13 protein-coding genes are annotated in these 14,465 nt (G+C 73.0%); 2 read left to right on the top strand and 11 right to left on the bottom strand.

Annotation, left to right across the window (positions count from 1 at the left end):
- The first annotated feature begins 126 nt into the window (after positions 1 to 126).
- Positions 127 to 489 carry a cupin domain-containing protein gene (locus ACNF49_RS15775; protein ID WP_352360762.1) on the top strand — a complete coding sequence of 121 codons (363 nt, stop codon included), beginning with the start codon at positions 127 to 129 and terminating at the stop codon, positions 487 to 489.
- Between the two features lie 28 nt (positions 490 to 517).
- On the opposite strand, the gene ACNF49_RS15770 is transcribed toward ACNF49_RS15775, so the two are convergent.
- Entirely contained in the window at positions 518 to 889 is a 372-nt protein-coding gene (locus ACNF49_RS15770) for an STAS domain-containing protein (protein ID WP_482944172.1), read from the bottom strand.
- Positions 890 to 1,139: 250 nt separating this feature from the next.
- On the opposite strand from ACNF49_RS15770, the gene ACNF49_RS15765 reads away from it, so the two are divergent.
- On the top strand, positions 1,140 to 1,577 hold the full coding sequence (locus ACNF49_RS15765) for a hypothetical protein (RefSeq protein ID WP_482944171.1): 438 nt from the start codon (positions 1,140 to 1,142) through the stop codon (positions 1,575 to 1,577).
- 53 nt (positions 1,578 to 1,630) lie between these two features.
- Here ACNF49_RS15765 and ACNF49_RS15760 read toward each other — a convergent pair whose 3' ends face one another.
- From ACNF49_RS15760 to ACNF49_RS15715, 10 genes are all read right to left on the bottom strand, one after another.
- Entirely contained in the window at positions 1,631 to 2,239 is a 609-nt protein-coding gene (locus tag ACNF49_RS15760; protein ID WP_482944170.1) for a cysteine hydrolase family protein, read from the bottom strand.
- 69 nt (positions 2,240 to 2,308) lie between these two features.
- The gene (locus ACNF49_RS15755; protein WP_357972184.1) at positions 2,309 to 3,292 is read right to left on the bottom strand and encodes a GlxA family transcriptional regulator; all 984 of its coding nucleotides are present in this window, start codon (positions 3,290 to 3,292) and stop codon (positions 2,309 to 2,311) included.
- 81 nt (positions 3,293 to 3,373) lie between these two features.
- Positions 3,374 to 4,711: a PP2C family protein-serine/threonine phosphatase gene (locus ACNF49_RS15750; protein WP_482944169.1), complete on the bottom strand. Its 1,338-nt coding sequence runs from the start codon at positions 4,709 to 4,711 to the stop codon at positions 3,374 to 3,376.
- 82 nt (positions 4,712 to 4,793) lie between these two features.
- Complete coding sequence (locus ACNF49_RS15745; protein WP_498702502.1) at positions 4,794 to 5,576, bottom strand: neutral zinc metallopeptidase; 783 nt, start codon at positions 5,574 to 5,576, stop codon at positions 4,794 to 4,796.
- Positions 5,577 to 5,618: 42 nt separating this feature from the next.
- Complete coding sequence (locus ACNF49_RS15740) at positions 5,619 to 7,922, bottom strand: penicillin acylase family protein (RefSeq protein ID WP_482944168.1); 2,304 nt, start codon at positions 7,920 to 7,922, stop codon at positions 5,619 to 5,621.
- Positions 7,923 to 7,929: 7 nt separating this feature from the next.
- Positions 7,930 to 10,149 (bottom strand): FtsX-like permease family protein, encoded by a 2,220-nt coding sequence (locus ACNF49_RS15735; protein ID WP_482944167.1) that lies wholly within the window; start codon positions 10,147 to 10,149, stop codon positions 7,930 to 7,932.
- Positions 10,146 to 10,826, bottom strand: coding sequence for an ABC transporter ATP-binding protein (locus ACNF49_RS15730; protein ID WP_357972194.1), 681 nt, complete (start codon positions 10,824 to 10,826; stop codon positions 10,146 to 10,148). Before ACNF49_RS15730 ends, ACNF49_RS15735 begins: the two co-directional genes overlap by 4 nt.
- On the bottom strand, positions 10,823 to 11,353 hold the full coding sequence (locus tag ACNF49_RS15725) for a PadR family transcriptional regulator (protein ID WP_352355886.1): 531 nt from the start codon (positions 11,351 to 11,353) through the stop codon (positions 10,823 to 10,825). The genes ACNF49_RS15730 and ACNF49_RS15725 overlap by 4 nt, the downstream gene beginning before the upstream one ends.
- A 66-nt stretch (positions 11,354 to 11,419) precedes the next feature.
- Complete coding sequence (locus ACNF49_RS15720; RefSeq protein ID WP_482944166.1) at positions 11,420 to 12,061, bottom strand: hypothetical protein; 642 nt, start codon at positions 12,059 to 12,061, stop codon at positions 11,420 to 11,422.
- Positions 12,062 to 12,177: 116 nt separating this feature from the next.
- The gene (locus ACNF49_RS15715) at positions 12,178 to 14,415 is read right to left on the bottom strand and encodes an immune inhibitor A domain-containing protein (RefSeq protein ID WP_482944165.1); all 2,238 of its coding nucleotides are present in this window, start codon (positions 14,413 to 14,415) and stop codon (positions 12,178 to 12,180) included.
- Positions 14,416 to 14,465 lie beyond the last annotated feature (50 nt).

Raw genomic sequence — 14,465 nt, 5'->3', positions numbered from 1 at the left:
TCCGCACGTCATGGGTACGGCTCCATCGCGGGCCGTACCCATCCCCACAAAGGGATATTTGCCCTGGCGAACCCCTCGGTATGGACAATTCAGCGTAAGAAGGTAGCTGATGAGGGGGGATGAGCCATGATCGAGGTCAAGAGCATCGACAAGCCCGACGAACGGCGCGACTTCCCGAAGGGCCACCTGGAGATCTGCGAGCTGAGCGGCCTGACCTTCGGGGTCGCCACGTTCGAGCCGGGATGGCGTTGGTCGGAGTCCGTCAGGCCGATCGCCGGCACCTCGTCCTGCCAGGTGCACCACAACGGCTTCGTGGTCTCGGGCCGGATGCGCCTGCGCATGGACGACGGCACCGAGGCCGAGGCGGGGCCGGGCGAGGTCTTCGTCTGCCCGCCGGGACACGACGCCTGGGTGGTCGGGGACGAACAGGTCGTCCTGTACGACTTCGCGGGCGGCGCCGCCGACTACGCCAAGGCGAGGAACGGCTGACGCCGCGCGCGCTCCGGACGGACGCCGCCTAGGCGGGCGCGTGCGACCGTCTGGGAATGATCTCTTCCAGCGCCTCGGCGACGGTGGCGCGTACGCCGAGACGTCCTTCCAGACCGGTGATGCGCATCAGCCTGGCCGGTTGCGGGGTCGGCGCGGCGACCATCACCGTCCGTCCCGTGGCGGTGATGCGTTTCCACGCGCCGATCAGCGCGCCGAGTCCGGCCGAATCCATGAAGCCGACGTCGGACAGGTCGATCAATGTGACGGCGGCCGGCGTGCCGTCGAGATAGCCGGTCGCCCAATCCTCGATGGCGCCGGCGGTGTGCAGGTCAAGGTCCCCGGCCGGGTGCAGCACGACCGTTTCTCCCGCGGAGTTCGCCAGGAGCCGGAAAGTGTCCACTTTCACTGCTATCACTTCCCTCCTTGGTCCGCTCTCCCCTGGTCATCGGCCGACAAACCCCGCGACCTGCCTGCCGGACGCAGCGCCGCTGCTCAATGCGGATATTTTCGCAGGACAATTAGCGGTGCGCCACGACGCCATTCCCGGTGCGAAAGCACGGCCATTTCTTCGACGCCGGACGCATGCCCATACATAAGTAAAGAAATGCTGGGCAGCGGCAATGAAACGTGATCGCCGACGTTCGAGGAGAGTGAGAACCATGGTCCTGCTCGGCCTGCTGCTCATGGTCGCCGGGTCGGCCGCCGTGGTCGTCCTGTTCACCCAGACGACGACCACCGCCACCGCCGCACTGACACTGATGGGCGTCACCTTCCGGGTCGGTGACCTGGAGTTGTTCGCCGCGGGGGCGGCCACCGCCGCCGCGTTCATCTTCGGCGCCTTCCTGATCGCCGCCGGGACGGGCCGCAGGCTGGCCCGCCGCCGCGAACTGCGCCGCCTGCTGGCCGAGCGGGCCGACGACCAGCCCGCCACGGACCAGGACAGGCACCCCACGACGGACCAGCCCGCCGACCGGCTCGTGGCCACCGGGCGCACCGCCGACCGGCAGCCCGAGTCCGCCCCCGCCGCGCGTCACCGGACGCCGGCCGACCGTCTGGTCGCCGGCCGCCGCCGCCCGGTCACCGGCTGACCCCGCGGCCCGGACGGTGGGCTCAGCTCACCGACACGCGGGCCCGGGACGGATCAGGCGGGCAGCGCGTCGGTGGTGGGGACCACCAGGCCGAACAGGTCGCCGATCGTCGTCAGAGCGGCCTCGTGCAGCACGTCGGCGGGCAGCGGCGCGCCGCCGGGGCCGGCCGGCGTACGGGTGGCGCAGGCGTCGGCGACGACCGTGGGACGGTACCCCAGCCGGAAGGCCCCCTGGGCGGTGAACGTGACGCACATGTGCGTCATGAACCCCGCCAGGACCAGGTCGGGCCCGGCCTCCATACCCGCCAGGACGTCCTGGAGATCGGTCTGGTGGAAGGCGTCGGGGAACGTCTTGACCACCACCGGCTCCCCCTCGCGCGGCGCGACCGGCGCGCTGATCGCCCCGATCTCGGCGCGGACGTCGTACGGGCTGCCGGGGCCGCCGTCGTTGACGACGTGCACGACGCGGGCCCCGGTGGCGCGGGCGCGCTCCAGCAGGCGGGCGCCGGCCGCGAGGGCCCGCTCGGCGTCCGGCAGGGCCATGACGCCGGTGCTGTAGGTGTTCTGGTAGTCGATCAGCACGAGGGTCGAGTCGGCCAGCCGGGCGGGCTCGGCCGGCAGGCCGACGACCTGGCGCAGGGTGGGCGAGACGGTGCTGCTCATGGCAGGGTTCCTTTCGGGCAGGCTCGCGCCGCCACCCGGCTCGGGCGGCGTACGCGGGGAGAGAGGGGATCAGGCCACCGTGCGGAAACGGCGGCGGTAGGTGCCGGGGCCGGTGCCCAGACGGCGGCGGAAGGCGCGGTGCAGTGTCTCCACCGAGCCGAGCCCGCTGTCGGCGGCCACCCGGGGCAGCGGCAGGTCGGTGGTCTCCAGCAGCCGGCGCGCCACCTCCACGCGCGCCGACTCGACGTACGCGGCCGGGGTGAAGCCGGTCTGTTGCCGGAACACCCGGGTGAACTGCCGCTGGCTCAGCCCCATCCGCGCCGCCAGCTCGACCGTGGTCAGCTCCTCGGCCAGGTGCTCGGCGATCCACAGGCGCAGGTCGTCGATGTCGCGGCGGCCCGAGGCGGCCCGGGTCAGCGGGACGCTGAACTGGCTCTGGCCGCCCTGGCGCTTGAGGTAGACGACCAGTTCGCGGGCCACCGCGAGGGCCGTCTCCTCACCGTGGTCCTCGGCCACCAGCGCGAGGGTCAGGTCGAGGCAGGCGCTGATGCCCGCGCCCGTCCAGATCCGGCCGCTGGAGCGCAGGAAGATCGGGTCGGGATCGACGGTGACCCGGGGGTGGTCGGCGGCCAGTTGCCCGGCGGTGGACCAGTGGGTGGTGGCGGTCAGGCCGTCCAGGAGGCCGGCCTCGGCCAGGATGTGCGCGCCGACGCACACCGAGGCCACCCGGCGGGCGTCCGGAGCGGTCCGCCGTACCCAGGCGACCACCTCGGCGTCCGTCAGGGCGCGTGGCCCGTCGGGCGTGACGGTCACCGCGCCGGGCACCACCAGGGTGTCCACCTGGTCGCCGACCTGGTCGAACGTCAGATCGGCGACCAGCCGCACCCCGGCGGACGTGGTGACCTGGCCGCCTTGGGGCCCGGCCAGCCGCACGTCGTACAGGGCGCGACCGGCGACCCGGTTGGCCAGGGCGAACACCTCGGCCGGGCCGGTGACGTCGAGCAGGTCGACGTCCGGGAAGAGCGCGATGACGACGCGGTGAGCAGCGGGCATGCCCCGATTCTCACCGAACGGGCGGAATGTCCGCAACGACAGTTATCTGGCACATCTGGCCATCGAGCGGGCCGGGTCCGGTCAGCCGGCGTGCAGGTCGGCCGGTTCGCCGAGCCGCAGGGCCAGCAGGGCGACGTCGTCGGTGAAACCGTCGCCCCGGTGGACGAGCAGCAGCTCGCACATCTCCTCCAGGGGCAGGTGGCGCAGCCGGGAGGCGGTGCGGATCAGGCTCTCCATGCCCCGGTCGAGGCCGTGCGCGGGGTCCTCGACGAGCCCGTCGGTGTAGAGCAGCAGCGTGGACCCGGCCGGGATGACCTGCTCGTGGTCGGGCCGGGGCAGGTCGGGGGTGACGCCGAGGGGGTGGCCGCCCTCGGCCCGCAGGTAGCGGGCGGGGCCGTCGACGGGGAGCAGCAGCGGGGGCAGGTGCCCGGCGGTGGCCCACCTCAGCCGCCAGTCGGTGCCGCCGTACTCCTCCAGGCGGGCCAGCAGCACCGTCGCCATCGGGCCGCCGTGCAGGGCGTGCAGGATCTCGTCGAGGCGGCGCAGGATGTGGGAGGGCGGCTCGCAGTGCTCGTAGGCGAGCACCCGCAGCATGTTGCTGATCTGGCTCATGACGGTGGCCGAGCGCAGGTCGTGGCCCATCACGTCGCCGACCATCAGGCAGGGCACGCCGTCGGGCAGGACGATCGCGTCGTACCAGTCGCCGCCGATGCGCGGGACCGTGCTGGAGGGCAGGTAGCGGGCGCAGGCCCACAGGCCGTTCAGCTCGGGCAGCGACGGGAGCAGGCTGCGCTGGAACTCCTCGGTGTTGCGGCGGATGCGCTCGTAGAGTCGGGCGTTCTCGATGGCGACGCCGGCCGCGCTGGCCAGCGCCGCGACGATCCGCTCGTCGTCGCCGGTGAACGGCAGGCCCGAGCGTTTGTCGGCGAAGTACAGGTTGCCGTACGCGGTGCCGCGGACCAGGATCGGCGTGCCCAGCAGGGTGTGCATCACCGGATGGCCGGCGGGGTATTCGCGGAAGCTGGGGTGGGCGAGCACGTCGTCCACGCGCAGCGGCCTGGGCCGGGCCATCAGCTCCTGGAGCAGGCCGTGGCTGGTGGGCAGGCGGCCGATGGCCTCGTACACCTCTTCGGAGACCCCGTAGGTGAACAGGTCGGCGAACTCGCCCTCGTCGTTGAGCACGCCGAGGGCGCCGTACCGGGCGTCCACCAGGTCGGCCGAGACCTCCACGATCGTGCGCAGCGCGGCGTTCAGCTCCAGCTCGGAACTGATCGCGAGGACCGCCTCCAGCAGGCGCGCCATCCGGCCGTGCAGATCCTCGATCTGCGTCAGGCTCGCCTGCAGCCGCCGGAGCTTCTCGGCGCCGAACGGCCCCAGGTCTCCGCCGTACGCGCCGCCCTCCGACCGCTGTTCGCCCACCCCACCCCCCGAGATGCCCTTGCCCAGGTCATGCCCCCGGTCACCGGCATGACACCTGGTCGCGGGCACCGCGGGAGGCGGCTCAGAGCACCTTGGAGGAGGCGGCCGCCCAGGTGTTGCAGGAGCCCGGGTCCCCGGTGGCGAAGCCACGCTTGATCCACGAGCGAAGCGTGGAGGTCTTGCCGTACGAGCTGTACTTGCCCAACTTGTTCCCTACGGGGAGGGTGAGGAAATAGTCCCAGTCCTTCTTCGACCTGCCCGCCAGGGGCCAGACGCTCTTGACGAAGGCGCCGCCCAGGCACTCGGTCTGGAGATTCTTACGCCGGTCCTGCTCACGCCCTTCCGCCTTGGTGGGGTACGGGATCACGTCGTAGGCGTCGGAGATCCCGACGAGGTTCTGCACGTGGTATGCGTACATCCCGGCCGTCGTGTGGAGCAGCCACAGGTCGCTCGGGTCGTCCGTCCAGTCCTTGCCGATCTGGAAGGCCAGCGTGCGGGTCTTCGCGCAGTACCACGTCTGCGAGTCGTCGTCGTTCACGGCCAGGCCGCAGTACTTCTTGGGGATGCGGTTCATGTGCCGCACCTTCACCGGCTCGTACGGCAGCCCCGCCCCGGTCAGGTGCTGCTGCCAGGTGCTCTCCAGACAGGCGACGACCGCGTCCACGTAGGCGCGGGCCTGCTTGAGGTTGTGGCGCTTGACCCGCGGCTCGGCGCAGGTGGTCGTGGGCAGCGGGCCCGCCTCGTAGAGGGGGTTGGCGATCAGCTTGGGATGCTTGACCGGGTAGGCCGCGCTCTCGGCGGCGGCCGTGCCGGCCAGGGAGGCCGTGAGCACGCCCGCCATCGTCAAGATCATGAGGGGTTTCACGAAGGGTGACAATAAGGCCAGAACGCGGCCGCCACAAGGCGGTCAGCCGCTCACAGCGGTGACGTTCAGTTGCGGGGCCGAGCGGATCTCGGCGTCGGTGAACCGTTCCGTGACCCAGCCTCCCCGGGAGAACAGCGCGGTCTGGTCGGTGTGGTGGGGCGAGTTCGGGTTGGCGGACAGGGAGTAGGTGAGGACGGTGCGGGTGCGCGGCCCGTCCGGGGTGAGCTCGACGGCCATCATGAAGCTGGAGCCGGTGTTCACGTCGGGGTAGCGCCCGTCCTTGCCGAGCGGGCCGGAGTTGCGGACGCGGTCGAAGCAGCCCTCCCCCTCGGTGCAGCCGGGGATCGGGACCGACGCGTAGTGCTGGGCCTGGCCGGTGGTGAGAGTCAGGGGCAGGCGGTTGTCCCGGAAGAACAGCACGGCGTCGGCCAGGGCGCGCCGCACGGCGGGGTCGTCCCGCTTCAGGCCGCGCGGCGTGGTGAGCGGCTGGGCGGGGTCGAACGGCACCCGCCACCAGCTCTGCGGCGGCTCCCCGGGCTTGACGGGGACCTGCAGCCCGTCGAAGAACCGCCGCCACAGCACGGCGCCCTCGCCGTCCAGCGTGGCGCGCCCGTCCCAGCGGGTCAGGGTCCGGCAGGCGTCCCGTACGTCGACCCGCTCCCCCGAGGAGGCCCGCAGCTCACGCTGCCCCCGGCACAACGCCACCAGGTCCGGACGCATGAGCTCGAAGCCGTGGTTGCGCTTGCTCCGCGCGGTGGCCTGGAGCGTCTCCAGGGTGAAGCCGGGGGCGCCGAGCCCGTCGGTGCCCCTGAGCCGCCGGTCGATCATGTCCAGGCTCACCCGGGGCCGCAGCTCCACGTCGGTCCGTACGGTGCCCCAGACCTGGTCGTAGCCGGTCAGCGGGGCGGCCGGGTTCGTCATCCACGGGCTGTTGTTGGAGTTGGCGACATAGTCGGCGCGGGTCAGTCCGGGCCGGTTGCCGGGGCCGAAGATGCCGGGCACGACCGCGTCGGCGTCCTTGCCCCACAGGCACGCCGAGGTCGAGCCGTCCAGGACGAAGGCGTCGATCGACGGGTCGGGCGACGGCTTGGCGCACCGGCCGGCCTGGGCGTCGGTGACGTGCGGGACGACGGAGGCGTCGGCGAAGGACGCCGTCCCCCCGACGTCCGTGGTCAGCGTGTAGACGAACGGCAGGCCCTGGTGGGCGTCCTGGGCGGCGCGCAGTCCGCGCAGGTCGCCGGCCTTGGCCATCGCCAGCCACTCGTCGGCCGCCCGCAGGTTGGCGGCGTTGACGTCGGCCAGCGCGTACGCGTACTCGTCGCCGCGCCCGGCGGCCAGCACCGGGCCGTAGCGGGAGGTGAACAGGGTGCGCGAGACGAGGGTGCCGTCCTGGAGCGGCACCACGACCTCCTGGCGGCCCATCGGCTCGGGCCGGCCGTCGACCAGGTAGGTGGTGGGGTCGCCCTGCGCCAGTTCGAGCCGGTAGAGGGTGAACCGCTGGGCGTGGGAGACGGTGTGGGTCCAGGCGACGGTCTTGTTGTGGCCGATCTGCACGACGGGGGTGCCGTACAGGCTGCCGCCGGCGACGTCCAGCACGCCGGGGATGGTGAGCTGCACCTGGTAGAAGCGGCGGACGCCGTTCCACGGGAAGTGCGGGTCGGCCAGCAGCATGCCGTGGCCGTCGCGGGTGGCCTCGCGGCCCAGCGCCCAGCCGTTGCTGCCGGGGGCGCGGCGCGGGCCCTCGTCCCCGTCGTCCCCGCCGCCGACGATGGCCTCCTTGAGCGCCGAGCCGCCCGACATGCGGCTCAGGTCGAGGAGGTTGGCCCAGACGTCCTCGGCGGTGATCGGGCCGACCCAGGACTTGCCGCGGCAGGTGGGGTCGGGCAGGTTGGCCACGCCGGTGTCGTCGAGGTAGCGGTTGTAGCCGGCCACGTACCCGTCGACCAGCTCGCGCAGCTCCGCGCTCGGGCCGATGGGGGCGGGCCGGGCCAGCAGCCGCCGGACGACGCCGGAGTCGGCGACGCTGCGGTGGTAGAGGTCGCTGGTGAGGTTGGCGACCGGGCGCACCGGGTCGTCGGACCGGGCCTGCGGGCCGAAGTGGCGCGATCGTTCGCCGCGCAACGTCACCACCCACGAGGCCAGCACGCACAGGTTGTCCTGGGCGAAGGCGTACCCGTAGCCGAAGCCCAGGCCACCGTGGTTCTTGGCGGACACGTGCGGGATGCCGTACTCGGTGCGCCGGATCTCGGCCGACCAGCGGCCGGCGGCGGCCGCGGACGGCGGGCCCGTGAGCAGGCCTGCGACCAGAGCGAGCACGATCGCCGCACAGGACGTTCGCAGCTTCATGTGGCTCCTATTCGAAACGCGCGTTGTCGGGCGAGGTCATGCGCCGCAGCAGCGGCAGGACGGTCGAGATCACCAGCAGGGAGGCGACCAGCCCGCCGCCGACGCCGGCGAAGTAGGCGGGCCCCGGCATCGCCAGGGAGGCCCCCTTCATGGCGAGGGCGTCGATGAACGGCGCCGCCACCCCGAACCCGGCCCCGGCCGCCACGACGGCCGCCAGGACCAGCGGCAACGCCGACTCCAGCAGCACGACCGCGCCCAGGGTGCGGCCGGGCGTACCGGCCAGCCGCAGCAGCGTGAACGGCTGCCGGCGCTCCACCAGCCCGCCGCCGACCGCCACCAGCAGGCTGCAGCCGCCGGCGAGCAGGGTCAGCGCGACCATGGCCAGCGCGATGTTCTCGGCCTGCGTGTAGAGCGCCGCCCGGACCTGGGCGACCTCGTCGAACGTCATCGGCGGGCCGGTGCTCTGCCCGGCCAGCAGGGTGCGGATCTCCTCCAGGGTCGCCGGGTCGGCCATGGTGACCAGCACGGAGGCCAGGTTGAGCCCGTCGGCGGAGACGGGCTCGCTGTCCGGCCCGGCGAGGGGGATCAGCTTGTCGATGGTGAGCGGGTTGTCGGCCTCCACCATCCGGTCGAACCGCCCGGCGACCGCCCGCGCGCCCGGCGGGCACTGCCCGAGCGCCGGGAAGCGGGCCAGGTCGGCGCACTCGACAACGGCCCGGGGCGGCGGCGGCCGCTCCGGGTCGATCACCCGGTTCTCCTCCTCCTTCGCGGCGTGGATCGGCAGCACGCCGACGCCCGGGTAGGCGCGCAGCCGGGCCACCAGCTCGGCCCCGGCCCGCGGTGACAACCCGCCGCCGCCGAGGTCGCCGAGCGGGGCGCGCAGCACGCCGGACAGCGTCCCGCCTGCCACCGCCCGCTGGCCGGCCACCACGGCGGGCACGATCCCGGCGATCGCCGTCCCGATGAACACCGCGAGGACGAGCCCGCTCACGGACCTGAAGGCGGCCTTCGGGTCGGCCGCCAGCCGCCGGGCGGCCAGCAGCGTCGCCGCTCCGCCGGTCAGCCGGGCGGCCAGGCGGGCGGCCAGCATCGTCAGCCAGGGGCCGGCCAGGATCAGCCCGATCATGATCAGCGCCAGGCCCGCCGAGGCCGTCCCGGCGTTCGGTTTGCGGTCGTCGGTCTGGAACATCGGCACCGCGAACAGCGCCAGCCCGGCCAGCAGCGGGAGCGCCCGCCAGGCGCGCGGCGGCCGTGGGGCGCCCTTCCTGAGCGCGCCCAGCGGCGAGATCCGGACGCGGCGCAGCGACCACAGCGCGCTCACCCCGGCCAGCAGCGGGACGCCGGCGAGCACGGCCGCGTACTGCCAGGCGGCCGGGGTCACCGTGTCGGGGAAGAACCGGGAGCCGGTGACGCGGATGGTGGCGACGGCCGGGCGTACCAGGAGGAAGAGCACGATACCGGCGAGCGTGCCGGTCAGCGCGCCGAGCGCCGAGTCCACCGCGGCGAACAGGTTGACCTGCCGGGACGTGCCGCCCACCAGCCGGATCGCGGCGAAGCGCGCCTCGCGGCGGGCGGCGGCCAGCCGGGTGGCGGTGTTGACCAGCACGAGCAGCGGCAGCAGCAGCCCGACGGCCGCGATCGCGAACCCGAAGTGGTAGATGTCGGCGTTGGCGTCGACGGCGGGCTCGTCGGCCGTCGTGTCGACCTGCCGGGTGCCGAGCAGGGCGGCGACCTGCTCGGGCGTGCGACCGATCACGATGGTCAGGTCGTCGGGGCCGGAGAGCGCGGCGCGGCCGATCGTCCCGGCCCTCGTGCCGGGGAAGCGGTCGGCGAGCTGCGCGCGCGGCGCCGAGTCCAGCAGCCGGGCCAGCGCCGGGGAGACGTAGTACTGGCCGGGCGCGGGCATGCGGGACAGCCCGGGGACGACGGGAGCCTGGCCGCCGAGCGCGGCGGCGTCGAGCCGCCTGATCGGGCGGCCGGCGTAGTAGTCCTCGTGGTGGTTCCACAGGGCGCCGGTGGCGGTGGCGTCGAGGGCCCAGCCGCTGGGGGCGGTGCCGCGGGTGCACTCCCAGCAGGTGCGCTCGCCGGCCGTCTGGAAGGCGTTGAACAGGGAGAGCGTGGTCAGCAGCACCGCCACGCCGACCGCCACTCCCGCGACGATCAGCGCGAGCCGGGCGGCCGCCTCCCTGCCTCCGGCCAGCGACAGCCGCAGGCCGAGGGCGATCACCGTACGACCTGACCGGCGAAGGGGTCGGTGAGCCGGCCGTCGCGGACGATGACCTCCCGGTCGGCGCAGGAGGCGACGCGGGCGTCGTGGGTCACCACGATCACGGTGGTGCCCTCCTCTCGCGCCAGGCCGACCAGCAGTTCCATGACGTGCTCGCCGGTCAGCGAGTCGAGCGAGCCGGTCGGCTCGTCGGCGAACAACACCCGCGGCCCGGTCACCAGCGCCCTGGCGATCGCCACCCGCTGCGCCTGTCCGCCGGACAGCTCGCCGATGCGCCGCTCGCCCAGCTCGGCCAGCTCCAGCCGCTCCAGCCAGCCCGCCGCCCGCCGATATGCCGCCTTGCGCCCGGTACGCGCGAGCAGCAGCGGCAGGGCGACGTTGTCGGCCGCGGTGAGCTCCGGCACGAGCTGCCCGAACTGGAACACGAAGCCGAACGCGGTGCGCCGCAGCCGGGTGCGCCGGTCGTCGCTCAGGGTGTCCAGGCGGCGGCCGTCGAACCACACCTCGCCGCCGTCGGGGGTGAAGATCCCGGCCAGGCAGTGCAGCAACGTCGACTTGCCCGAGCCGCTGGGGCCCATGACCGCCACGACCTCCCCGGCCGCCACCTCCAGACTGGCCTCCCGCAGCGCCGGGGTGCGGCCGAAGGAGCGGCTGATCGCGCGGGCCTCCAGGATCACGACGACCCCCGCACCAGCTCGGCCAGCGCGTCCAGCCGCGCCTGGGTGACGTCGATCCAGCGCAGATCGGCTTCCAGGTGGAACATGCCGTGGTCGGCGAGCAGCGCGTCGGCCAGCGAGTCCCCCCGCTTGATCTGCGCGAACTCGCGCATGCGCCGCAGGTGCGTGGCGCGCTGGAGGTCGAGGTAGGCCGCCGCGTCGCGGCCCAGCATCAGCGCCAGCACGACCTTGGTGAACAGCACGGTCTGCAGGTACGGCTCGGCCGCGACCGGCTCGCTCAGCCACGCCTCGACCTCGCGCGCGCCGATCGGGGTGATCGCGTAGCGCTTGCGCTCGGGGCCGTCGCCGGGCTCGCTCTCCCCCGCGGTGACCTTGCCGTCCCTGGCCAGCCGGCCGAGGGTGGAGTACACCTGGCCGAAGGGCAGCGACTTGCCGCGGCCGAAATAGGTGTCGTAGTCGCGCTTCAGGTCGTAGCCGTGGCTCGGCTCCCGCTCAAGGAGGCCGAGCAGCGCAAGAGGAACGCTCATGCCCCCGCACTATATACCGAGGGTATATACGGGGGGCATAACCGCGAGAAATGGGTCGGCGTCGCCTCAGGAGGTGGAGCTGGGTGACGGCACGGGCTGGTGGTCGCCGTGCCGGGGGCCGCCCTTGCCGCCGTCCCTGTCGCCCCAGTGGTCGTCGCCGTGCCGGCCGCGGCCGTCGCGGGCGGTCACGTCGTGGACGGTGACGGCGGTGGCCGTGCCGCCGGTGACCTTGGCGCTGACCATGACCTTCTGGCCGGCCTTGATCGCGCCGATGCCCTGGTCGCGATTGACCCGGGTGTCGGCGTTGACGGCGTACTGCTTGGTGTAGCCGTCCCCGCTCTTGACCGTGACGGAGTCCTGGCCGACGGCGGTGACCTCGCCGTACTGGGTGGCCACCGTCACGTACGCGCCCTGTCCGTCGGGGACGACGAACTCGCCGTGGACGGGCGGGCCGCCGAACCCGCGCCCCCAGCCGCGCCCCTTGTCGGACGGCGAGCCCGACGGGACGGCCGAAGGGCTCCCCGCGGACGGGGGCGTGCCGGTGGGTGACGGCGCCGGCGACAGCGCCGAGGCGGCGGCCACGCCGGCGCCGGCGGCCAGGACGACCGCGGTGGTCGCGGCGAGCAGCACGGAGCGGGGGAACCGGCGCCTGGGCGGTTCGTGCTCCAGGGTCTCCGCCTTGCCGAATCCGTCAGGCCCAGAGGTCATGATCTTTCCTCTCTACGGGATATATCACCACAACCCTGCCCTTGACCACCTAAAACGGTCGTAAACGCCCATCGATCTGCGGCCCGCGCCCCCGCGCGCGGGCCGCGCCGAAGCCGCTAGGACGCCGAGACGCGCACCAGCGCGCGGTCCCCGTCACGCAGGACGGCGATCCGGGTGCCGGTGTCGGGCACCTTCACCCCGAGTTGCGGCAGATCGGGGTTCCAGTAGACGCCACGGTGGTCGTCGAACACGGGAACGCCCGGACGCGCCGGGAACACGGCGGGAACGCCCGCCGAGTGCAGCCGGAGCCGGTCCGTGCGCGCGTTGCCGAACGGCGCGTCGAACACCTGGAGCCGCGCCCCGGCCGCCGCCCCACTGGCCCAGCGCAGCGGCTCGGGCCGGGCGTCGACGGGCAGGATCATGCCCTCGCCGGGGTGGTCGCGGGTGGTGTTGTCGCCGTACCAGGCGTCCCAGAGCCAGATGAGCACGCCCTGCTGGTACGGGTAGTGCTCGACCCGCTGGCTGCCGGTCCACCCGAAGTTGTACGGCCCGGTCCGCAGGTAGGCGTTGTAGCCGGTGTAGCGCCGGTTCTCGGCGAGGTAGGCGCGGGAGAAGCGCTGCACGCCCACCTCGCCGCTGCGGGCGAAGCCCACCGCCGTCCACTCGCCCTCGCCCTGCTCGACGTCGTCGGCGAACACGCCGGGCACCTGGATGTCGTCCACCCGGAAGCCGGACTCGGAGGTGTTGGAGTCGGTCGAGTAGCGGAAGCGGAACCAGACCTTGCCGCCCGCGTACGGGCTCAGGTCGTAGGAGATCTCCCGCCAGTCCGAGCTTCCGGTGAGCGGCTGCCCGACCGGCGTCCAGGCCGCGCCGTCGCGGGAGACCTCGGCGTACAGGTAGTCGTAGCCCTGCTCGATCGCGTACGCCGCGTGCGCCTTGAGCGTCGGCTCCGTGGCCCGGGAGAGGTCGATCTGCCGGGTGAGCGTCTGCTCAAGGTTGTCGCCCTTGCCGCTCCACCACTGCCACTCCCCCTGGTACGGCCGGCCCAGCGGGGTGCTGATCTCGCGCGCCGGCAGGTCCACCACGAGCGCCTGCGGATCGCGGGTGTTGTAGGAGCCGACGCCGAGGGTGTGCGTGGAGGGGGTCGCCGCGCGCGCCCGGTCGTAGGCCAGCCAGCCGAGCTGGAGCTTGCTCCAGGCGTCCAGGTCGCCGGCGTACTCGCCGAGCGGGCCGGTCCGCGAGCTCAGGTAGGAGCCGGACGACATCAGCGACCAGAAGTTGACCGAGTTGTCCCCGCCGCCCGCGTACAGGTCCGGCAGGCCGAGGTCGTGGCCGAACTCGTGGGCGGTCAGGCCGACGCCGCTGTTCTCCCCGGCCGTCAGGTAGTCGCCGACCCAGATGCCGGTGTCGCCGATCTGGGTGCCGCCGTTGCGGTTGCCCTCGGGGCCGGCCTGGCCGCGCTCGGGCCAGTAGGCGAAGTAGCGGTGGGCCCAGACGGCGTCCGCGCCCTGCGCGCCGCCGCCCCAGGTCTCGTCCACGCCGGCGTGCACGACCTGATAGTGGTCCAGGTAGCCGTCGGGCTCGTCGAAGTCGCCGTCGTTGTCGTAGTCGTAGCGGTCCCAGACGTCGTACTCGGCCAGTTCGGCGCGGATCTGCTCCACCGTCCTGCCCTTGGCCTTCTCGGCCTCGTACCAGGCGTTGGCCGAGTCGCGTACCAGGTCCCAGTTGTTCCAGCAGATGCCGCCCTCCTCGGGGGCGCACCGGTCGCTGCCGTAGCGGGCCTCGTTGTACGGCACGCGTACCCAGTCGCTGACGTAGCCGTCGAGGTCGTAGCGGCCGGAGGACTGGAGGCGGTAGTAGTCGCGCAGGGAGTTGCCGCCGGTCGCGAAGTAGGACTTCACGTAGGAGGCGCGGTCGAAGTCGGGGCGCCAGAGGGTGTGGTTGTCGTCGGTGCCGCGCGGGTCGGGGATCGCGTTGTGGCGGGGGCCGGGCCGGCCGCCGTACTTGATCTGGCCGTCGATCTTCGTCTCGTTGTCCACCTTGTCGCCGAACTCGGCCAGGACGACGAAGATCTGGTCCTTGCGCTCCTGGGCGAGCTCGACGTAGCGGTGGCCGACCTTGACCGAGCGGCCGGGCCGCGCCTTGGCCGCCGCCGCGTCCGGGGATAAGAGCCCTTCGACGGCCTGCCTGCGCAGCGCCGCCTGCTCGCGTTGCTGCGGGCTGAGCGGGGAGATCTCCCTGCTCACCTTTTTCGCGGGTGGCGCCGCGGTTTCCGCCGCCGCGGCGGAGACGGGAGGGACGCCGAGCGCGGCGATCGCCAGGAGGGCGGCCGCCGCGGAGAGAGTGATTCGCATGGCATGTAACATGTCACACTTCAAGTCTCTCGTCTCTACCTCCGGCCGAT

Source organism: Actinomadura sp. ATCC 39365 (assembly GCF_054392275.1).
This window is presented reverse-complemented; position numbering and strand designations above follow the sequence as displayed.